General features: G+C 41.2%; 15 protein-coding genes. 4 read left to right on the plus strand and 11 right to left on the minus strand.

Annotated elements, in window-relative coordinates; genetic code table 11:
• Positions 1-59 precede the first annotated feature (59 nt).
• Entirely contained in the window at positions 60-596 is a 537-nt protein-coding gene (locus tag BGO42_RS11190) for a Crp/Fnr family transcriptional regulator (protein ID WP_273246964.1), read from the plus strand.
• 57 nt (positions 597-653) lie between these two features.
• Entirely contained in the window at positions 654-1,214 is a 561-nt protein-coding gene (locus BGO42_RS11195; protein ID WP_273246963.1) for a DinB family protein, read from the plus strand.
• A gap of 52 nt (positions 1,215-1,266) precedes the next feature.
• Here BGO42_RS11195 and sucD read toward each other — a convergent pair whose 3' ends face one another.
• From sucD to BGO42_RS11235, 8 genes are all read right to left on the minus strand, one after another.
• Positions 1,267-2,139 (minus strand): succinate--CoA ligase subunit alpha, encoded by an 873-nt coding sequence (gene sucD, locus BGO42_RS11200; protein WP_177734548.1) that lies wholly within the window; start codon positions 2,137-2,139, stop codon positions 1,267-1,269.
• 112 nt (positions 2,140-2,251) lie between these two features.
• Entirely contained in the window at positions 2,252-2,614 is a 363-nt protein-coding gene (locus BGO42_RS11205) for a nuclear transport factor 2 family protein (protein WP_286749314.1), read from the minus strand.
• Complete coding sequence (locus BGO42_RS11210; protein ID WP_273246961.1) at positions 2,604-3,545, minus strand: UDP-3-O-(3-hydroxymyristoyl)glucosamine N-acyltransferase; 942 nt, start codon at positions 3,543-3,545, stop codon at positions 2,604-2,606. Before BGO42_RS11210 ends, BGO42_RS11205 begins: the two co-directional genes overlap by 11 nt.
• 64 nt (positions 3,546-3,609) lie before the next feature.
• On the minus strand, positions 3,610-4,176 hold the full coding sequence (efp, locus tag BGO42_RS11215; protein ID WP_273246960.1) for an elongation factor P: 567 nt from the start codon (positions 4,174-4,176) through the stop codon (positions 3,610-3,612).
• 39 nt (positions 4,177-4,215) lie between these two features.
• Positions 4,216-5,001 (minus strand): acyl-ACP--UDP-N-acetylglucosamine O-acyltransferase, encoded by a 786-nt coding sequence (lpxA, locus tag BGO42_RS11220; RefSeq protein ID WP_177734552.1) that lies wholly within the window; start codon positions 4,999-5,001, stop codon positions 4,216-4,218.
• Positions 5,002-5,012: 11 nt separating this feature from the next.
• Positions 5,013-6,401 carry a bifunctional UDP-3-O-[3-hydroxymyristoyl] N-acetylglucosamine deacetylase/3-hydroxyacyl-ACP dehydratase gene (locus tag BGO42_RS11225; protein WP_177734553.1) on the minus strand — a complete coding sequence of 463 codons (1,389 nt, stop codon included), beginning with the start codon at positions 6,399-6,401 and terminating at the stop codon, positions 5,013-5,015.
• Positions 6,402-6,430: 29 nt separating this feature from the next.
• Positions 6,431-7,447, minus strand: a complete 1,017-nt coding sequence (gene lpxD / locus BGO42_RS11230; protein WP_177734554.1) for a UDP-3-O-(3-hydroxymyristoyl)glucosamine N-acyltransferase — start codon at positions 7,445-7,447, stop codon at positions 6,431-6,433.
• Positions 7,448-7,477: 30 nt separating this feature from the next.
• Positions 7,478-8,713, minus strand: a complete 1,236-nt coding sequence (locus tag BGO42_RS11235; RefSeq protein WP_273246959.1) for an HD domain-containing protein — start codon at positions 8,711-8,713, stop codon at positions 7,478-7,480.
• 279 nt (positions 8,714-8,992) lie between these two features.
• On the opposite strand from BGO42_RS11235, the gene BGO42_RS11240 reads away from it, so the two are divergent.
• On the plus strand, positions 8,993-10,123 hold the full coding sequence (locus BGO42_RS11240) for a phage tail-like protein (RefSeq protein ID WP_177734556.1): 1,131 nt from the start codon (positions 8,993-8,995) through the stop codon (positions 10,121-10,123).
• 356 nt (positions 10,124-10,479) lie between these two features.
• Entirely contained in the window at positions 10,480-11,118 is a 639-nt protein-coding gene (locus BGO42_RS11245) for a helix-turn-helix domain-containing protein (RefSeq protein ID WP_273246958.1), read from the plus strand.
• Between the two features lie 57 nt (positions 11,119-11,175).
• Here the strand turns inward: BGO42_RS11245 and BGO42_RS11250 are convergent, their stop codons facing one another.
• Genes BGO42_RS11250 through BGO42_RS11260 form a run of 3 tightly spaced genes read right to left on the minus strand, consistent with a single transcriptional unit; the run spans position 11,176 to position 21,859 of the window.
• A complete protein-coding gene (locus BGO42_RS11250; RefSeq protein WP_273246957.1) occupies positions 11,176-13,113 on the minus strand; it encodes an OmpA family protein in 1,938 nt (645 codons plus the stop codon).
• 12 nt (positions 13,114-13,125) lie between these two features.
• The gene (locus BGO42_RS11255; RefSeq protein WP_177734559.1) at positions 13,126-14,058 is read right to left on the minus strand and encodes a PorP/SprF family type IX secretion system membrane protein; all 933 of its coding nucleotides are present in this window, start codon (positions 14,056-14,058) and stop codon (positions 13,126-13,128) included.
• A gap of 49 nt (positions 14,059-14,107) precedes the next feature.
• A complete protein-coding gene (locus BGO42_RS11260) occupies positions 14,108-21,859 on the minus strand; it encodes an Ig-like domain-containing protein (protein ID WP_273246956.1) in 7,752 nt (2,583 codons plus the stop codon).
• Between the last annotated feature and the right edge of the window lie 307 nt (positions 21,860-22,166).

Here is a 22,166-nt window from a genome sequence, read left to right on the forward strand (position 1 = left end):
GCAGCTCAGGATTTCGCATTATTCGTTTTTTTATTAATTTTATGGCAATATTCACACCAATGACAGCAATAGAAATATTAAATTCACTACTCAACGAAAATTTACTTTGGGAAAATGAAATCGTATTCCGGCGGAACGAATACCTTGCCAGTGAAGGCACCGTAAACACTTTTGTATACTTTGTGATTAGCGGAAGCCTTCGTATTTATACCCTGGACGGTAACGAAGAGAACACCATCCGTTTTGGGTATAAAGATTCCTTTATTACGGCAATTGACAGCTTTTTTACCGAAAGACCGACCGGTTTTTACATTCAGGCGCTAAAAAAGACCACTGTGAAAGTGATTTCCAAAAAAGTTTTACTGGAATTTATCGAAAGTGATGCCAGCCGGCTGAAATTATGGAACAGCATCCTTAGCCTTTTGATTGTACAGCAAATGGAACGGGAAAAAGATTTACTGATCTCCTCACCTGCCGAGCGGTATAAAAGCATCCTGAACAGAAGTCCGCAGCTGTTCCAGGAAATCCCGGACAAATACATCGCTTCCTATTTGCGGATGACGGCCGAAACTTTTTCACGAATCAAAAAGTCTTGACCTGAATCAATTTTTAATTCCTTGTTATCACTGAATTTTGCAGTAAACAATTGAATCATGAAAACAGACGCATTACTAGACGAACTTACGGCGGTAACCCTTAACAATATTGCGATTGCCAATCATTTTAAAACACTGGATACCGAAACGCTAAACTGGCGGCAGTTCACCAAAAGCTGGACCATACTGGAATGTATTGAGCATTTAAACCGTTATGGTGATTTTTACACCAAAGTGCTGTACAACGCCATCCGCAATACAAAATTTAAAAAACCGGAACCGGTGTACAAAAGCGGATTACTGGGCGGTTATTTTGTCCGGACAATCAAAGAAACCGGCACCAAGAAAATGAAAACATTCCGGGCTTACGATCCTTTAGGCATTTCTTTAAACGAAATTATTCTCGATATTTTTATTGCACAGCAGGAAGAACTGCTGCAATGTCTTGACAGTGCCAGACAGGTGAATGTCATGAAAAGTAAAACCGGGATCAGTATTTCCAAATGGATCAGGCTGCAACTGGGCGATACGTTCCAGTTTGTGATCTACCACAATGAAAGACATTTAAAACAGGCGGAAAGTATTTTAAAACAGTACAACCATCAGGAAGATCTATAAAAAAAGCCTTACAAAATTCGTAAGGCTTTTTTAGTATAATGAGATTAGAAAATTATCCTAATACTTCTTTTACTTTTTTACCGATTTCAGCTGGTGAATCTACCACGTGAATTCCGTTTTCTTTCATGATACGTTTTTTAGCTTCCGCTGTATCATCAGCACCACCAACAATTGCACCGGCATGTCCCATTGTTCTTCCTTTAGGAGCAGTTTCTCCGGCAATGAATCCAATTACAGGCTTACGGTTACCGTCAGCTTTGATCCAACGTGCAGCATCTGCTTCCAATTGTCCACCGATCTCACCGATCATGATGATACATTCTGTTTCCGGATCGTTCATTAATAATTCTACTGCTTCTTTAGTAGTTGTTCCGATAATCGGGTCACCACCAATACCGATAGCTGTAGTAATACCCAAACCTTGTTTTACAACCTGGTCTGCAGCTTCATACGTTAATGTTCCTGATTTAGAAACGATACCAACTGTTCCTTTTTTGAAAACGAAACCTGGCATGATACCAACTTTAGCTTCACCCGGAGTAATAACACCAGGACAGTTAGGTCCTACTAAACGACAATCTCTGTGTTTAATATAATCATAAGCTTTAATCATATCTGCAACCGGAATACCTTCTGTAATTGTGATAATTACTTTAATTCCAGCGTCAGCAGCTTCCATAATTGCATCAGCAGCAAATGCAGGCGGAACGAAGATAATTGTTGTATCGGCACCAGCCTGATCTACAGCGTCTTTAACGGTGTTAAAAACCGGACGATCTAAGTGAGTCGTTCCTCCTTTTCCCGGAGTTACTCCACCAACAACGTTACTTCCATATTCAATCATTTGAGTAGCATGGAAAGTCCCTTCACTACCTGTGAATCCTTGAACAATTATTTTAGAATCTTTATTTACTAAAACACTCATGATATTTTTTTTATATTATTTTTAAAAACTGTGTTGCAAAAATAGGGTTTTGAACGTAATAGATGAAAGTTTTTTCGAACTTTTATCTGCTATTTTTATTTTTTTAAAATGCTTAGGTTAATTGGCTCATCTGATAGACTCTGTAAAGCTGATTTTCCTTCAATTCACAGATTACCATGAAGTGGGCTAAAATCATTTCTTCATTCGGATTTTCAATGGGCGAAACATAATGGGTATAGTTAACCGAAACCACATTGTTCTCTTCCAGTATATGGCTGATCTCAATTCTTGATGCCACATACGACTTTCCTAACTCGGTAGCCAAAGCCTTTAAATCCTGCTTGTCTAATTGCAAAAAGCCTTTTGAACTGTGCCAGTTGAAAATAATTTCGTCATGAATAAACTGTTCCATTAAACTTTTATTTAATGGACCGTTTAACTGATAAAATTCCTGAACCCGTTCTTTAGCCGTCATTTTTATTTATTTGCGTTAATATCTGCGGAATTTTTTTCACGTAAGCCAATTGTTTCAGCTTTTCGCGTGATTCTTCTGCCGGATAACCAAAATACGTTTTACCGCCTTCCAGTGACTTGGAAACACCGGATTGTGCCAGAATTACCGCTTTTTCACCAATAGTGATACCGCTGGTAGTTCCAACCTGACCCCAAAGTGTTACTTCGTCTTCAATAATCACACAACCTGCAATTCCGGTTTGTGCCGCGATCAGGCATTTTTTCCCGATTACGGTGTCGTGACCGATATGCACCTGGTTGTCTATCTTGGAGCCTTCATTGATGGTTGTATCTCCGGTAACCCCTTTATCAATCGTACACAAAGCACCAATACCAACATTATCCTTTATCACCACACGGCCACAGGAAATCAGCTGGTCAAAACCTTCCGGACGTTTTTTGTAATAAAAGGCATCCGCTCCCAAAATACTTCCCGCATGAATGATAACGTTATCACCAATAACGGTATCGTCATACAAAATCACATTGGGATGAATCAGGCAGTTTTTACCGATAACCACATTGTTGCCGATAAAACAGTTTGGCTGAATAACCGTTCCTTCACCAATTTTTGCCGAAGGAGCAATTGCTGCATTGGCCGCCTGAAAAGGTTTAAAATGTTTGGATAACTTATTGAAATCACGAAAAGGATCGTCAGACAGTAAGAGTGCTTTTCCTTCCGGACAGTCCACTTCTTTATTGATCAGCACTATGGTAGCTGCAGATTGTAACGCTTTATCGTAATATTTGGGATGGTCCACAAAAACGATATCTCCCGGTTCTACAACATGAATTTCATTCATGCCCAGTACAGGAAAATCCGCATCACCAACAAATTTACAATCAATTATTTGGGCAATCTCACTTAAAGAATATGCTTTAGAAAATTTCATATGTATTTTAAATGATATGAAAAGGATAGTACCGCTTTAACAATACTATCCTCTGTATAAATAACTACTCTTTAACACGCTCGATATACGAACCGGAAGCAGTGTCAATTTTAATTTTGTCCCCTTCATTAATGAATAAAGGTACGTTAATCGAAGCGCCTGTTTCTACTTTTGCAGGCTTCGTAGCATTTGTTGCAGTATTACCTTTTACTCCTGGTTCTGCATAGGTAACTTCCAAAACAACAGAAGCAGGCATATCAACAGATAAAGGCGCTTCCGTTTCTGTATTGATCTGAACCATTACATTTTCTCCTTCTTTCAATAAATCCGGAGCATCTAAAATATCTTTATTTAATGCAATTTGCTCGTATGTTTCTACATTCATGAAATGAAAATCGTTTCCTTCTGCATATAAAAACTGAAATTTGTGTGTTTCTACACGCACCACATCAATTTTATGTCCTGCAGAAAAAGTATTGTCCAATACTTTACCATTGGTTACACTTTTCATTTTTGTTCTAACAAAAGCAGGTCCTTTTCCAGGTTTAACATGAAGGAACTCTACAATTTTGTAGATATCATTATTGTATTTAATACATAATCCGTTTCTAATATCAGCCGTACTCGCCATTTTGTTTATTTGTTTATTATATTTAAATCTGTTTGCTTCCTAGTAAATACCGGTATACCCTTTCATTACTCCTCTGGATGAGTTTCTGATGAAAAGAATGATCTCATCACGTTCCGGAGTCGCTTCCATTTCTGCTTCAATGATGCTCAATGCCTGCGTGGTATTGTAATTCTTTTGGTATAAAATTCGGTAAATATCCTGTATTTCTCTTATTTTTTCTGTAGAAAATCCTCTTCTTCTCAATCCTACGGAGTTGATCCCTACATAAGACAGCGGTTCTTTTGCTGCTTTTGTAAACGGAGGAACGTCTTTACGCAATAATGATCCACCGGATATCATGGCATGCTCACCAATGTTGATGAACTGGTGTACTGCAGAAAGTCCGCCAATGATGGCAAAATCACCAACCGTTACGTGACCTCCTAATAAAACACCGTTTACGATGATAACGTTATCACCTATATGACAATCGTGAGCAATGTGGGCAGCGGCCATTACCAGGCAGTTTTTACCAATTTTGGTTACTCCTGAAGCAACGGTACCTCTGTTTATCGTTACACATTCCCGCACTGTTGTATTATCGCCTATTATGGCAAGAGAGTCTTCTCCGCCAAATTTTAAATCCTGAGGAACCGCAGAAATAACCGCTCCGGGAAAAATGTTACAATTTTTACCGATTCGGGCACCTTCCATGATGGTTACATTGGAACCAATCCAGGTTCCTTCACCAATTTCAACATTGTTATGAATTGTTGTAAAAGGTTCGATAACCACATTCTTGGCAATTTTTGCTCCGGGATGAACGTATGCTAAAGGTTGATTCATACTTTTTTTGTTTAATTCTTTCTCACGATTTGCGCCATCAATTCGGCTTCTGTGACTAATTTACCATTAGCATATGCGCTTGCCTGCATATGGCATATTCCTCTGCGGATTGGTGATAATAAATCCAGTTTGAACACCAAGGTATCACCCGGCAGTACTTTATTTTTGAATTTCACATTATCAATTTTCATAAAGTAAGTCAGGTAATTTTCCGGATCCGGAACAGAACTCAAAATCAGGATTCCTCCGGTTTGGGCCATCGCTTCCACGATTAACACCCCCGGCATTACCGGTGCTCCCGGGAAATGCCCGATAAAGAAATCTTCATTCATCGTTACATTTTTCAAACCGACCACATGGGAATCAGACATTTCTAAAATTCTGTCAACCAATAGGAATGGCGGACGATGCGGCAACATCGACATGATTTTAGTAACATCCATCAACGGTTCTTTATGTAAATCATAAACAGGAACCTGATTGCGTTGCTCGTTTTTTATCACTTTAGACATTTTTTTGGCAAATTGCGTATTGACAAAATGTCCGGGTTTATTTGCGATTACTTTTCCTTTAATTCTCGTTCCGATCAAAGCCAGATCTCCAACAACGTCCAACAATTTGTGACGCGCCGCTTCATTAGGATAATGCAAGGTAAGATTATCCAGAATACCGTTTGGTTTTACTGAGATCTTTTCTTTATCAAAAGCAACTTTTAAACGCTCCATTGTTTCCTGTGAAATTTCCTTATCCACATATACAATAGCATTGTTCAGATCACCACCTTTAATCAAACCGTGCTCCAGTAAGCTTTCCAGTTCATGCAGGAAGCTGAAAGTTCTGCAATCGGCAATTTCTGCTTTAAATTCGCTTATGGATTTCATCGTAGCGTTCTGGGTTCCTAAAACCTTAGTTCCAAAATCAACCATAGCCGTTACCTGATAATCATCAGCCGGCATTACGATGATCTCACTTCCGGTAGCTTCATCGGTATATGAAATAACTTCTTTTACCACATATACATTTCGCTCCGCTTCCTGTTCCTGTACACCTGCTTCTTCAATTGCCTCTACAAAGTACTTGGAAGAACCATCCATGATGGGCGGTTCGGAAGCATTCAGCTCAATAATAACATTATCGATATCACATCCCACCAATGCCGCCAAAACGTGCTCTGATGTTTGAATCTTAACGCCTTTTTTCTCCAGATTTGTTCCGCGTTGTGTATTCACTACATAATTGGCATCGGCCTCAATGATGGGCTGACCTTCCAAATCCACACGTACAAATGTGTAACCATTATTAACAGGCGCAGGTTTAAAGGTCATGGTAACTTCCTGACCGGTATGTAATCCTACTCCTTTTAATGAAATCTCTTTTTTAATGGTTGTTTGCTTAACCATAATATTTAGTTTTGAATATTTGTTTGCTGTTATTTTCTTTTTTTCAAGTCGTCAATATCTCTGGCCATCTTCGGTAAATTTTTAAAATTCACATACGATTTGCTAAAGTCGCCATAACTAAATGCCGGACTGCCCTGAATTGTTTCATTATCTTTTACACTTCTGGAAACACCGGACTGTGCCTGGATTTTAACGCCATTACCGATAACGATATGCCCTACAATACCAACCTGTCCGCCAATCATACAGTTTTTACCGATTTTGGTTGACCCGGCTACTCCGGTTTGTGAAGCGATAACGGTGTTCTCCCCGATTTCCACATTGTGAGCAATCTGAATCTGGTTGTCCAGTTTCACACCTTTTTTAATAACGGTCGATCCTAATGTTGCCCGGTCAATAGTAGTGCACGAACCGATATCGACATTGTCTTCAATCACGACATTGCCAATTTGCGGTACCTTATTATAGATCCCTTCTTCATTCGGAACAAAACCGAATCCGTCCGAACCGATAATGGTTCCGGAATGGATCACACATTTTTTCCCGATTTCCGTTTCAGAATAAATACGTACACCGGCAAACAATATGGTATCGTCGCCAATAGTAACATTATCACCTACAAAACTGTTGGGATAAATCTTTACATTGTTTCCGATTTTTACATTGTTCCCAATATAGCAAAAACTTCCCAAATACAGGTTTTCCCCGTATTCAACGTTTTCCGATATTACCGAAGGCTGCTCAATTCCGGATTTCATCAACTTTACCTGGTTGTAATATTCCAGCAGTTTTGAAAAGGATTTGTAGGCATCTTCTACTTTAATAAGTGTAGTTCTTAATTCCTGTTCAGGCTCAAAAGTATTATTTACGATTGTTATCGTAGCCTGTGTTGTATATATATGATTCAGGTATTTCGGATTGGCCAGAAAAGTTAAAGAACCTTCCGAACCTTCTTCGATTTTAGCCAATTTATGGACTTCCGCTGCAGGATTACCAACAACTTCTCCTTCTAAAATACCTGCTATTTGTTCAGCTGTAAATTTCATCCCGACAAAAATATAAAATTTAATTTAATCTTAACTTTCTAAAAGCACTTTTGGAAAACAGATATAATATTTCGTCACCGGTTTGGACAGGGCTTTCAGATTCATCTGATCGGAAGCTTCCACTACGTCTTCAACCGTTTTGTCTTTCTTTAAAATACGGATAGGCTCTCCTGCTTTATTGTAAGCCTGGTTCTTGATTTTTCCTTTAAACACAAAATAATCCGCTTCTTTTTCCGACATGGGCTGTAATTCAATCAGCTTCTTTCTAAGCGCTTCCACGTCACCCTGCTCTACTTTTTCAGACACCATTCTGATTTTCAGCAAATCGCGGTTGATCAGCATTTTACTCAAAGAAGACAGTACAAAATCGTCATGGAACTGCCATGCTTTTATCGCACTCATGATGTCAAAGTCGTCTAACTGAGCGAATTTATCAAGTATTTTTTCATCAAAATCATCATGGGTAATTTTGTGAAGCATAAAAAATTGCAACGGCTCACTGCAATTTGGCAAATCGCCTTTGTGCGTAAGCTCTTTCGCTCTCTTTAATATTTTTGTCAATATTAATTCGGCAACCACACTGGTTTTATGCAAATAAGCCTGCCAGTACATCAACCGGCGCGCTCCTAAAAATTTTTCTACCGAATAAATTCCTTTTTCCTCGATAACCAGCAGGTCGTTTTCCACATTCATCATTTGGATCAAACGTTCCGAATTGATGTTTCCTTCGGCAACACCGCTGTAAAAACTATCTCTTTTCAGGTAATCCAGACGATCCATATCCAGCTGGCTTGAAATTAGCTGCAGCATGAATTTCCGGTGGTATTCGCCTTTAAAAACCTGAATGGCAAGATCGAGCTTCCCTTCAAATTCTGCATTGAGCCTGTTCATAAACAACATCGAAATTTCTTCATGATGCACCCCTTCCACGATACTGTGTTCCATGGCATGCGAAAAAGGACCATGCCCGATATCGTGCAATAAAATCGCAATATATAAAGCATTTTCTTCCTGCTCTGAAATTTTCACGTCTTTAAAACGCAATACCTGAACCGCTTTTTGCATAATGTGCATGCAGCCCAGCGCATGGTGAAAACGGGTATGATGTGCACCGGGATAAACCAGGTAAGACATTCCCATTTGCGAAATGCGGCGCAAACGCTGGAAATAAGGATGCTGAATTAAATCGTAAATAAGAGTATTAGGGATGGTTATAAAACCATAAATAGGGTCATTTAGAATTTTAAGCTTATTGATTTGGCTCACAGATATTTTTTTAGTGAAACAAATATAAAATAAAAAATATGAAACTATTTTCAATTTAAATCATATTTAGCATTTCTGCTTCCGCCCCGAATTATCAACTTCCCAAAGAAACAATTAAAAAAATCAAATAATGCGATTATTTTAATACAAAAACACACTTTTTGTATTGTTTTTTTCTTTAAATTAGTGGCAGTTATCCATAAAAATAGTTCAAAATGTGCATAAATTTAATAGAAATGACCAATTCCCCCTTATTGTCCAAATCTAACCAATACGATTATGAAACAAAACTTCCCTTTCGCCCTCCTATTAATGGCTGCTACAAGCGCCTACTCACAGATTGGTATTGGTACCACGAATCCAAAATCAACACTTGACATTGCCCTTTCCAATAGTCTTACCCCAAAAAATACTGACGGAATACTGATTCCCAGAATAAACAATTTTCCTTTAACGCCACCTACCGTTGCCGGATTACTGGTTTATCTGGATGATACCGATAATAACGACGCACAACCGGACGGATTTTATTTCTGGAATCAGACACAAACAAAATGGAATTATGTAACCGGCTGGAATTATTCCGGTAACGAAGCCACCTCTCCTTCCACCGCTGCCATCGGGGCAGCATTAAACGGTGACTTTTTAGGCACCAAGGACAATGCCGATTTTGTACTGGGCACCCAAAACCTGGAACGATTGCGAATAACAGCAAGCGGCAACATCGGTATCGGAAAAATCAACCCCACCAAACGACTGGAAGTAAATGCCAACAGCGACTACCTCAAATTTGAGAATTTAGCCACCAAGACCGTCAGTGCCAAAACCTACTATATGGTACGCGACAATTCAAACAGCGAAGTCGGCCTTTCTGAAGTTGAAAACGTGGCCGGACAAATTCTGAGAATAGGCCTTAATACCGCGGCTTACGACAATACCGAAAGAGCCATTCGCTTTAAAGACAACAACGATGCAACCGAAATGGGCGCTTCCAATTTTATCAACACCATTACCGGCTCTTCTTTTACCGAAGGCGGCAACCTTGCCACCGATAAAGACCTGATCAATCTGCCGGCCGGAACCTACAAGATAACGATGAAAGTTTCTTATGCTAACGGCAGCAGCGGATTATTGAGCCTTACCACTACAAATAACCTGATGTTTCGTCTTTATGTGAACGGAGTCGAATATTCCCGGCAATATTCCACCTTTAATGCCAGCGGCTTGCTCGGATTAGGAATTGCGGGCGACGCCGTTAAAAACGATTGCGTCTTCAGCGACTTTGTCACCTTAACCGGAACAACCCCGCTTTATTTTTCTACCATTACCGAAGGCAATATTCCTTATAATATTAACGGTAAAGTTTCTTCAAGTTATCGCTCTATCATCCTGGTAGAAAGACTCCGATAAATCATTCAACCCCTTTTTTGACATTCCTTTAGGTTCAAAAAACTTAAAGGAATGCTTATATATACATATTTTTCTTATAAAAAAAGACTAAAAATACCTTTTAGCATTAATTTGTGAAAATTATATCCGTAAAAACCAAAAAAGTAATTATTTTTGTTCTGTTATTAAAAAATGTGGAAAAACCGTAATTGTAATTCGTTTTTTATTATATAAGTAAACTAAATCTACTTATTAACAGAATAAAAAAAATGCACCCAAATTACTTAAAGAATAATTTTTTCTGTAATTATGGCATATTTTTTGACAAAATAGTTTAGGAACAGTTAATGAATTGATAATTATATAGAACCTGAAAAATGCAAGAGGGAAATATCCAAACCGCGAAAAGTATCTTAACGCGTGTTAAAAAGGTCTTTAAAATAAAAACAGACGCCCAGCTGGCTGAATTACTTAGTATTAAACCCAATACTATTTCAAGCTGGAAAAAAAGAAACACTCTTGATTATGAATCCATAATTGAACAGTGTAACAAAGCAAACATTGATTTGAATGAAATTTTTCTTGGAAACGAAAGTTTTAGCTTTAAGAAAAAAATCACGCCAATCATTACCAAGGAAATGTTATTTCAGTACACCACAGGCGAATTGAACCTGGAAAGAAGTGACATCCCTACCATCAACATCCCTTTTCTGCAGCAAAAAAACTCTATGGTTTTCCAGGTGAACACCTCAGAATTAGAGCCTTCTATCAAAGAGAACACGTTTGTTATCTGTGAAGAAGCAACTGCTAATGATATTACGAACGATTCTTTCGCCGTAATTATCAGCAAGGAAAAAGGATTATACATGTCCAAAGTGGCTCAAAACGAAAATGACGAATCGATCTTAAATCTTATTTCCCGAAAAGAATCTGTTTTTTCCGGTAAAAATGAGATCAAAAAGAGTAAAATAGATGAGATCTGGAAAATAAAAGGTGTTTTAGATATCTTTAGTTAAGATATAAAAAGGAGTTCCGTTTGGAACTCCTTTTTTAATTTGGATACGATCCGTATTTTATTTTTCTACGATAATAAAATCAGAACGCCGGTTTATGGCATGTTCTGCATCGGTACATTTTACACCGTTGCGGCATTTGTTTTTCAACCGGGTTTCGCCATAACCGATAGCACTTAGAATACGATCCGGAGCAATTCCGTTTTCCAGTATGTATTTTTCAGTCGCTTTCGCTCTGTTGTCTGACAATTTCAGATTGTACGAATCACTTCCTCTCGAATCGGTATGCGATTCTATTCTGATCTTTACTTTAGGGAAGGTCTTCATAACATACACTACCCTGTCCAGTTCCACAACTGCCTGCGGGGTAATATTCCATTTGTTGTATTCGAAATAAATCGGATTAATGTCAATTTTTTCATTGGCACCGTCTTTAACCGTAAAGTCTTCCAGTTTTGCCAATTCAAAGTCAACCACCTGTTTTTCTTCGTTTTTAGCCGTAGCCACCACTGGTTTTTCCTGGCTGGCAAAGTTTTCTTTTGCCGCTTCAAATTTATAGGTCGCTCCGCAGGGAACCGTAAGCTGATACCTGCCATCTTCGCCCGTTGTGGTTTCCGTTTTTAAATCGCCAAACGAATCATATACTTTTACAGTGGCACCGGCAATCGGTATTTTTGATTTGGAATTGGTTACCCTACCGGATACAAACTGGTTGCATTCTGCTTTTGCTTTGGTAAAATAGTAAATATCATCATCTCCTTTACCTGCATCCCTGTTTGAAGACACATAACCGTATTTCGATTCCAGATCAATAATATAGGAGAAATCATCTTTATTACTATTTACCGGCTGCCCGACGTTTTTAGGTTCCGAAAAGTTCAGCTTACCGGAATGCTTGCTTTCATAAACATCCAGTCCGCCATATCCGTAATGTCCGTCAGAAGAAAAATACAACACACCGTCATTGTAATACGGAAACATTTCCCTGCCAACGGTATTGATTACCGGTCCTAAATTTTGGGGCGAATTGATACTGCCGTCTGCAAAAACCTCAGCCACATAAATATCCGTTTCGCCATAACCACCCGGCATGTCGGAAACAAAAAACAACCATTTTCCATCCGGACTTAATGTCGGATGGCCAACGCTGTATTCCAGGCTGTTAAAGAATAATTTTTCGATATTGATCACTTTGCCGTTCTCTATCGTTCCTTTAAGAATCTGAAAGTTGTTTACTCCTTCTTTATCGTTCTTTAATCTATTCTTGTTTTTCCGGGTTGCATTGGTGGTAAAATAAATTGTTTTCAGATCCGGTGAAAAGGTTAAGGTTGCATCGTGATAATTTGAATTCACTTCGCTAAAAAACGGCTGTTCGTTAAACAAAGCTCCGGTTGCCGCATTTCTGTCGGCCACATAGAACGATAAAAACGGCTGTTCATTCCAGGAATAAAGCCTTTTTATCAGCTTTCCTCCTTTTTTACTGGACGAATAAACCAACTGGTTCCCGTAGAATGTCGATCCGAAATCGGAATACGAAGTATTGATCTCAAGCGGCACCACCTTATATAAAGACGGTTTTCCGGCCAGACTGTCCATATACTTTTGCTGCCGTGCAAAGCCTGCTATCTTATCCTGATCGCCTTTTCCTTTCAGGTATTCCTTGGTTATTTTATTCGCGTCATCATAATCCCTGACCCCTCTCAAAGCCTGGGTATACCGCAACAGGTATACATCATTCAGGTTCTGTCCCTGCACGCTGTATAATTTCTTATACCAGGTTACGGCTTTTCTCATATCGTTAAGATAATAGTAGGTATCTCCTACATTCATCAAAGTTTGTATCGAAGGATTTTGTTCTTTTTCCAGATATTCCTCATAGGCTTTTGCAGCATCCACATACGACATATCTTTAAAGAGCTTGTCTGCGTCTTTTAACTTCTGCTGAGCATAAGTAAAATTGATACAAATTAAAAAACTGAAAAATAGTAATTTCTTCATATGCTTTCGGTATTAGAAAAATCTAGGTGATTTAATGGCTGATGACTTGTGTGGCATTTGAAAACGCAATATAATTTCGTGCGTTCCGTCATTATATTTATTCAGTTTTGTTGTTGAATAATCAAATGCATACCCAATAAAGAAATTATCTAAGAACTGTAATCCCACAAGAGCACTTACGGAATCGTCCCAGCGATAGGACGCTCCCAGCGTTAGTTTCTCCTGCAAAAGAAAGTTGGCCGAAACATCCGCTGCCAGCGGTGATCCGCTTACCGCTTTTAACATTGCCGATGGTTTGAATTTCAAGCCTTCAGAAATATCAAAAACATAACCTCCGATAAGGTAATAGTGCAGTTTATCGGCAACCACCGATTCCTGAATGTCATCATAATAATCCTGCTTGATAAAATTGGGTACGGAAGCGCCAACATACCATTTTTCACCGTATAAATACGCTCCGGCTCCAATTAGCGGCATGATCCTGTTCGAAATATTGTTATTCAGCAAGACATCATTATTATCCAGATAGCGTCCTTTGGACCAGTCGACATTTAACATTCTTGCCCCGGCTTTTACTCCGAAGGCAAGTTTTGTTTTATATCCGAAATTCAGCGTATAGGAAAAATTTCCTGACGCCGAGGTTTCCGTTGACGGTCCGATCTTATCGGCTATAACATTAAGTCCCAAACCGATTTTATCGGATACCGGGGAATGAATCCCGAATGTTCCGGTTCTCGGAGCCCCGTCAATTCCCACCCATTGCGAGCGCAAAAGCAAGTTGGCTTCCAATACTCCCGGAGATCCCGTATATCCGGGATTCACAGTGATTGTATTGTACATGTACTGCGTATATTCCGGATTTTGCTGTGCCTTTACAGTAAGTGGAAATAGAATGGTTCCTCCTAAAAAGCACGTTACTAGTATATCTTTTATATTTATTCTCATGTTGTGTATTATTAAATTGATAAAAAACTTATGGAAGGGTATATCATGATTATCTCATGATATATACCCATCCGGTTTTAACAGTACCGGAATTATCTCCTGTATCAAAAACATAATAATAAGTTCCCGTTGGTAAAACAGTTCCGTCAAAAGTTCCGTTTACATTTGAAACGCCTTTCCAGTCGTTTTGATAGCCTCTGGTTTTGTATACCAGATTTCCATATCTGTTAAAGATTTCCAATGTGTTATTTGGGAAATGTTCGGCACATTTAATGGTGAAAACATCGTTAGAGCCATCCTCATTTGGAGTAAACTCGTTATAAACTACCAAACACATCGGTTCAACAGAGGCACTTGCCGTATTATTATTAACATCGGCATCTACCGGGTCGGAACTTGCTATCGTTACTGTATTTAAATAATCGCCTGAGAATAAAACTTTTACAGTGATCGCTAATGTTGCAGACTGATTTGGTCCTAAAGCCGGGATTGTCCAGATTCCGGTGTTGTTATTGTAGGTTCCGTTTGAAACGACCATACTCACAAAGGAATATCCGCTCGGAATCACTTCATTAACCACAACATTCTGGAACTGTGCCTGTCCTGTATTGGTTACCGTAATGGTAAATACAACATTATCGTCAATAAATGGTGCAGGATTGTCTACCGTTTTCGTAATGGTAATATCCGAACAGTTGGACACATTCAGATTCAGGGTTGCCAGACTAAGAACGGTACAGCCATTTGCATCGTTATAGCTAACATTAACCGAATTGGCTCCTACCTGCGACCAGACAACCGTGATTGTATTATCTGCGGTTCCGCCGCCACTCACAACCTGTCCGCCGTTACCAACCGTCCAAACATAGTTGGTCATACCGGCGTTTGTAGTGTAGGTCACCTGATCCTGAAGACATACGGTAGCCGAACCACCGCTCAAAGTTGCCTGTGATCCGCTGTAGAACTGAACCGCAACGGCTAAACGAATCGAACTTTCACAGCCCGAAACCGGATCCACTAAAACACCATAGTATGTTCCGGCAGCCGTTATAGGCGTATTTGATGCTAACGGCGTTCCGCCTGCAGGAACGTTATACCAGATCACTCCGGCTTCGTTTACCTGAATGGAAGCCACTGTAGGATTAGCCGTCGGACAGAATTCCTGTACCGCATCGTTAGTAGTTGGTGTTGGCGCATCATTAACCTGAACCGTAACATCCAGACGAACAGCACTTTCACAGCCGGTTACCGGATCTACAATTACTCCATAATAGGTCATACCACTGGTTAGTGCCGTAGCAGCCGTAACAACAGTACCTCCTGTTGGAGCAGTATACCAGATCACTCCGGTTTCATTCACCTGGATGGACGCTACTGTTGGATTGTTTACTTTACAGAAATCCTGAGTGGTGTCGTTCGTTGTTGGTGTTGGGGTATTGTTAATAGTCACCGTTACCGCCAGACGAATAGAACTTTCACATCCGGAAGCCGCATCCACCAATACACCGTAATAGGTTATTCCGCTAATTAACGGTGTGGTCGAAGCTAATGGCGTGCCACCGGTTGGTACATTGTACCAGATCACACCGGTTTCGTTTACCTGGATGGACGCTATTGTTGGATTACTTTGTGTACAAAAATCTTGTGTTGTATCATTTGTTGTTGGCGTTGGGGCATCGCTTACCTGAACCGCAACCGCTAAGCGTACTGAGCTTTCACAGCCGGAAGCCGCATCTACTAATGCTCCGTAATAGGTTCCGGTTACTAATGGTGTGGTCGAAGCCACTACACTGCCTCCTGTTGGTGCAGTATACCAGATCACTCCGGTTTCATTCACCTGAATGGACGCTACCGTTGGATTATTTACTTTACAGAAATCCTGAGTGGTGTCGTTTGTTGTTGGCGTTGGGGCATCATTTACCTGAACCACAACGACTAAACGTACCAAGCTTTCGCAGCCCGAAGCGGCATCTACTAATGCTCCATAATAGGTTCCCGTTACTAATGCCGTGGTAGAAGCCAATGGTGTTCCGCCGGTTGGTGCAGTATACCAGATCACACCGGTTTCATTTACCTGAATGGACGCTACCGTTGGATTGGTCGACTGACAGAAATCCTGGGTAGTATCGTTTGTTGTTGGCGTTGGGGCATCATTTACCTGAACCGTAACAGCCAGACGAATGGAACTTTCACAACCCGAAGCGGCATCTACCAATACGCCATAATAGGTTGTTCCGCTGATTAACGCCGTAGTCGAAGCTACAACACTACCTCCTGTTGGCGCAGTATACCAGATCACTCCGGTTTCATTCACCTGAATGGACGCTACTGTTGGATTTGCCGACTGACAGAAATCCTGAGTGGTATCGTTCGTAGTTGGCGTTGGCGCATCGTTTACCTGAACCGCAACCGCTAAGCGTACTGAGCTTTCACAGCCTGAAGCCGCATCTACCAATACACCATAATAGGTTCCCGTTACTAATGCAGTGGTAGAAGCCAATGGCGTTCCGCCGGTTGGTACAGTATACCAGATCACTCCGGTTTCATTTACCTGGATCGAAGCCACCGTTGGATTATTTACTTTACAGAAATCCTGAGTGGTATCGTTTGTTGTTGGCGTTGGCGCATCGTTTACCTGAACGGTAACCGCTAAGCGTACCGAGCTTTTACAGCCGGAAGCTGCATCTACCAATACGCCATAATAGGTTCCTGTTACCAATGCCGTGGTGGAAGCCAATGGCGTTCCGCCGGTTGGTACAGTATACCAGATCACTCCGGTTTCATTTACCTGGATCGAAGCCACCGTTGGATTATTTACTTTACAGAAATCCTGAGTCGTATCGTTCGTTGTTGGTGTTGGCGCATCGTTTACCTGAACGGCAACCGCCAAGCGTACCGAGCTTTCACAGCCCGAAACAGCATCGATTAATACACCGTAATAGGTTCCGGTTACCAATGGCGTTGTGGAAGCTAATGGCGTTCCACCTGTCGGCACATTGTACCAGATTACACCGGCTTCATTTACAATGATTGATTCCACTATCGGATTATTTGCTTTACAAAAATCCTGGGTCGTATCGTTTGTTGTTGGCGTTGGTGCATCGTTTACCTGTACGGCAACCGCTAAACGTACCGAGCTTTCACAACCGGAAGCAGCATCTACCAATACACCATAATAGGTACCGGTTACTAATGCTGTGGTCGAAGCTAACGGCGTGCCACCGGTTGGTACATTGTACCAGATCACGCCGGCTTCATTGACGATGATTGATTCTACAATCGGATTATTTACTTTACAGAAATCCTGTGTTGTATCGTTCGTTGTTGGCGTTGGCGCATCGTTTACCTGAACGGCAACCGCTAAGCGTACCGAGCTTTCACAACCCGAAACAGCATCTACCAGTACACCATAATAGGTTCCGGTTACTAATGCCGTGGTCGAAGCCAATGGCGTTCCGCCGGTTGGCACAGTATACCAGATCACACCGGCTTCATTGACGATGATTGATTCCACAATCGGATTATTTACTTTACAGAAATCCTGAGTGGTATCGTTTGTTGTTGGCGTTGGCGCATCGTTTACCTGAACCGCAACCGCTAAGCGTACCGAGCTTTCGCAACCAGAAACGGCATTCAGCAAGGCTCCGTAATAGGTTCCGGTTACCAATGGCGTTGTGGAAGCCAATGACGTTCCGCCTGTCGGTACACTATACCAGATTACGCCGGCTTCATTAACGATGATTGATTCTACTATCGGATTATCTACTTTACAAAAATCCTGAGTGGTATCATCGGTAGTTGGCGTTGGTGCATCGCCCATATTAACAACCACATCCTGTAAGGTTCCCGGTAAATTCGGGCAGGTAGTATTGCCCGACACCGCTACATAATAGGTATACGGGCTGTTTGTTGTGGTTAAACCGGTTACCGTCAGAGTACCGTTTGCCGCTATGGCATAGGTTACACCGCCAACGGTTCCGTTGGTTATTGGTTGCGTAATATCATTTGTAAAATACCAGGCAAAAACCGGATTGGTTAACGTCGTGGTTGGCTGAATGCTAACCGGATTCGGATTACTCATACAGGTCTGAACATCGCTCACGGTAATATCCGTAGCTACTGACGGCGGTAATATTACGAACGTAACCGAAATTCTGTCTGCCGGCAGCGTTTCACAAAACTGATCGGAGCTTACACCCACATAATAGGTGTGTGTTCCCGGAGTTAATCCTGTTAACGAAAGCGTACTGGTTGTTTGTCCCGGAATCAGGGTCTGAACCGTTCCGTTAAAACTATACCAGTAATAAACCGGATTGGTTACCGCCGGAGTACTGTTTAACTGTGCTGTTAAGGTAACCGCACCGCCTAGAGCGCACAATGTTGTGTTATTCCCGGAATTAATTAAAATACCGGTAATCGAAGTCTGTGGCGAGGTAGGTCCCACAATCAGTGTTATCGCCGTTCTGGCCATCACTTCACAACCGCTTCTCACAGGCTGCAGATAAAAGACATGCGTTCCCACAGCTAAACTGAAAGGCACCGTATAGGACGTTCCGCTGGTGATCAGATTGCCTCCTGTTGCCGCATCATACCAGTTAAATGTGGTACAATTCTGAGGAGCAATGCTCACAAGATCACCATAACATACTTCTATTATTCTGTCGCCGCCGCTGTCTACTACGTCAACAGCTGCTTCTCTTGTAACGGAATGTATCTGTAAACTATTCAATACGCTTGCCACACCGCCCATTCTGATACGAACGCGGTCGTATGCCGGCGACTGTGCATTGGTAATGATCACAGCTTCTGTTCCGCCGTTAAGCAGCTGTACCAACAGTACGGAACTGCTGGTATCCAACGCTCCTCCAACCGGGTTATTCCCCATATAACGCTGAATATTCAAACCGGATAAAAGCCCTGCATTCAATAAGGTTCCCGGTTTGGAAATTCTGATTTTGATAACATCATTTTCCTGTGACGGACTTCTGAATTTCACGGTCATCTCTGCCGCTGCCAAAACACCTACACCGCTGGACATCGTAGCAAATGTAGTTTCACTGTTATCAACGGCATTCCAGGCATTGGTTACTCCAACGGTACTCGTTAAAGCGCCGATACCCAAATCGATATTACCATAAAATACGTCTTCCACATCGCCCGGCTGACAAACCACCGGATTGGAAACTTTTGCATAATAGGCCTCATAAATACGGGCACTTTGCGCCACGCTCAATATAGAGCCGATAACAATTCGTATTCCGTCATACGCTTTTGGTCCGGTAGTATTGGACGGTACAAAAGTATATTCAAAACTGTTTTCTCCCGGTAATAAGTTCAGCAAGCTTGCCGAAAGCGGTTGCAGGGTTCCGATATCTACAGGATTGCCCAAACCGTCTTTTTTAGTACCGATAATCGTAATGGCTCCCAACAGCGTTAAGCCGCTGTATTCCGTACCCACTTTAATGGTAACCGGTGTACCTGCCGGAATAGTCGTATTCCATTGCAGATTCTGCCAGGTGGTCCCGATGCCCAAAAGTCCGATACCGGTAGTAATGGTTGAGAATGACTGCGGGTTCTGATCGATTGCCGAACCGCCATTCATAACACCACCTGTAATAATCGAACCGGAACTTTGTGTATTGGCATACACCCTATCCATAAACGGCGGACAGTTGGAAGGATCAATAACGTTAACCGTTACGGAGATATTAACCGCACACAGTCCGTTATTGGCCACAGCCGTAAAAGTATAATAACCGGCTGTTGTAAACGGTCCGGCTACGTTAGCCGCTAAAGCAACACCGTTTTGGTCAAACCAGGTTACGGTTGCATTGGATGTTGACAGTAAGGTTACCGAATCGCCAAGATTCACCGTATAGGTTAACGGCACTACCTGCAACTGCGGTAACGGATTTACCGTTACTACTACCGCTTTTCTTTCAGACGGGCAGGTACTACTCGCATTTAAAGCTTCAATATAATATGTCCCTCCTACCGTTATATTGGCTGCCTGATCCGGCGTTAAAGGGGTGTTCGTGCTATCGAAAAAAGAGTATGTTGTATTGCTGGTCGTATCAAAATTTACAATGGCATTTCTAAGGTTTACAAATCCGCAGCCGGAAATGGTCGTCTGAACATCAAGTGTTGTAACAGACAAACCAACCTGTACTTCCGCTAAAGTATTCGCTGCATTTTCACAGGCTCCGGCAAGTTCCACTGCTATAAAATAACTTCTGGGTGTATTGGTTGCGTTTAACCCGCTAACCGTTAAGGCGCCGGTAACAGGGTCTTTTAAATAGGTAATTCCCGCATGACCGGCAAAACCGGTTGTAATTTCCTGTGTTTTTAACTGATTTGTAAAATATTTGAATGTACCGCCAGACAAAGCTGTTGTGGGTGCTAAAACAGCAACACCCAGACAGGAAGCGGCTACATTTGCATTGATGGTTATATCTGTTGCTATCGGAAGGGACGAAACGGTTATCGTAATCGGAACCCTTTCTGAAACAGCGGTACAGCCTATTTGTCTTGCCGCAACATAATAGGTTGCTGTTGCAGACACGTTAGAAATCAGATAAGGTACGTTATAGGCCGTAGTCGCTACCGGAGCGGTACTGGTAAGACTGTTATACCAGAGCAATTGATTTGTGGAAGCGGTAGTAGCCGTTAAAGATACCGGCTGACCGCTGCAAATGGCCAGATTCTGGTTCGCAGAAGTTACATCAGGCTTAGCCGGAGAACGATATACATTAAATATTTTGACCGTTTTGGTCACGTTTAACTGTACCAGTGAGGAGATTGTCACCTTAACCCTGTCGAACGACTGTCCGGGAGAAAAAGAAACATTGGTTTTCTGTCCGGCACTGAGCAGTCCCAAAACATCTGCGTTGAGCAATGCACCTAATCCGGTCGAATAGACTACATTTTGCCCGAGCAGCGCTTCTATTTTTATACCGTCTGATACACCTAAATTCAATAATGAAGGATCATCCAGCTGCAGGGTTAAATGAAACTGGTCTGTAGTACTGGACGGCGTTGCAAAATAAATTGTCTGACTTATGGTTCCTGCAACGGTCAGCGCTCCCATACTTACCATGGAATAGCTGTTGTTATCCGTATCAATGGCATTTTTCGGATCTGCTACACCTGCACCGCCAACCCCTAAGATATCTACAGTACCTCCGGTACCGTCGAAAGAAGTGGTAAATGCCGGATTACAAACATCACTGCCTGAAAAATAGAACGCACTGTACACTCTCATGGTATTGATTGTACCCAGCAACAAGGTGTTCGTTAAATCCTCAATTTCAATACTGTTATAGCTCACATTGGGTGTTACTGCAATGTAATAATTACCATTGACATCATAAACAAGTCTTGCACTTTCATTGGCAAAACCATTAATCGAAGAAGCAGAAAATACCGGGGTCGCATTTCCTGTTTGTTTGACATTAACATTAAAGTAGTGATTTCCCAGGGCCAGTGTTCCTGTCAAATTAGCCAGAGCACCACCTAAACCACCTCCTAATAAGGTGTTTAAAAGGGTGTTATCGGTCTGGATTCTGATATAGGAAGTTGTTCCTGCCGGTACCGTAGACGGGAAACCCAGTTCTATTCTTCCGGTATAGGAACCTAAATTAATAGCAATACCACCATAAGATTCCAACGTGGCATAATCGGTAGTACTCACTGAAACCGCGTTACCGGGGGCAGCTACATGGCTATTATTAGCCAAAAGTTGATTGGCATACACATACGATACCTGTGCGCTGCTATCAACATGAACGAAGAGAAAAAACATTAAAAAAAGCAGGTAGAGCCTTTTAAAACATTTTTTCAGAGTAAAATTCCAATTCATAAGCAATAGATTTATAGGTTGTTTTTTTATACAGTATATTAAATAGCACTGTAAGCTCCCTTATACAAAGGCGCTAACTGCTGGTTAATCATTCATTTATGTTGTTTTTTTCAAGTGTTAAACCTAAACTTCACGAAACAGAAACGGCGATTACAATAATTACATGGATTTTCAAAAAGAATCAATTGTACTTTCACTGGGGCACTTCAAATACAATACATTTTGTACAATCAAAACAAATCTATTCTAA

The sequence above is a fragment of the Flavobacterium sp. 40-81 genome, from assembly GCF_001898245.1.
GTDB lineage: Bacteria > Bacteroidota > Bacteroidia > Flavobacteriales > Flavobacteriaceae > Flavobacterium > Flavobacterium inviolabile.

Coding starts and splice junctions, on each gene's coding strand:
- BGO42_RS11190 (WP_273246964.1), top strand. CDS start 60: ATGACAGCAATAGAAATATTAAATTCACTACTCAACGAAAATTTACTT.
- BGO42_RS11195 (WP_273246963.1), top strand. CDS start 654: ATGAAAACAGACGCATTACTAGACGAACTTACGGCGGTAACCCTTAAC.
- sucD (WP_177734548.1), bottom strand. CDS start 2,139: ATGAGTGTTTTAGTAAATAAAGATTCTAAAATAATTGTTCAAGGATTC.
- BGO42_RS11205 (WP_286749314.1), bottom strand. CDS start 2,614: ATGACGGCTAAAGAACGGGTTCAGGAATTTTATCAGTTAAACGGTCCA.
- BGO42_RS11210 (WP_273246961.1), bottom strand. CDS start 3,545: ATGAAATTTTCTAAAGCATATTCTTTAAGTGAGATTGCCCAAATAATT.
- efp (WP_273246960.1), bottom strand. CDS start 4,176: ATGGCGAGTACGGCTGATATTAGAAACGGATTATGTATTAAATACAAT.
- lpxA (WP_177734552.1), bottom strand. CDS start 5,001: ATGAATCAACCTTTAGCATACGTTCATCCCGGAGCAAAAATTGCCAAG.
- BGO42_RS11225 (WP_177734553.1), bottom strand. CDS start 6,401: ATGGTTAAGCAAACAACCATTAAAAAAGAGATTTCATTAAAAGGAGTA.
- lpxD (WP_177734554.1), bottom strand. CDS start 7,447: ATGAAATTTACAGCTGAACAAATAGCAGGTATTTTAGAAGGAGAAGTT.
- BGO42_RS11240 (WP_177734556.1), top strand. CDS start 8,993: ATGAAACAAAACTTCCCTTTCGCCCTCCTATTAATGGCTGCTACAAGC.
- BGO42_RS11245 (WP_273246958.1), top strand. CDS start 10,480: ATGCAAGAGGGAAATATCCAAACCGCGAAAAGTATCTTAACGCGTGTT.
- BGO42_RS11250 (WP_273246957.1), bottom strand. CDS start 13,113: ATGAAGAAATTACTATTTTTCAGTTTTTTAATTTGTATCAATTTTACT.
- BGO42_RS11255 (WP_177734559.1), bottom strand. CDS start 14,058: ATGAGAATAAATATAAAAGATATACTAGTAACGTGCTTTTTAGGAGGA.
- BGO42_RS11260 (WP_273246956.1), bottom strand. CDS start 21,859: ATGTTTTTTCTCTTCGTTCATGTTGATAGCAGCGCACAGGTATCGTAT.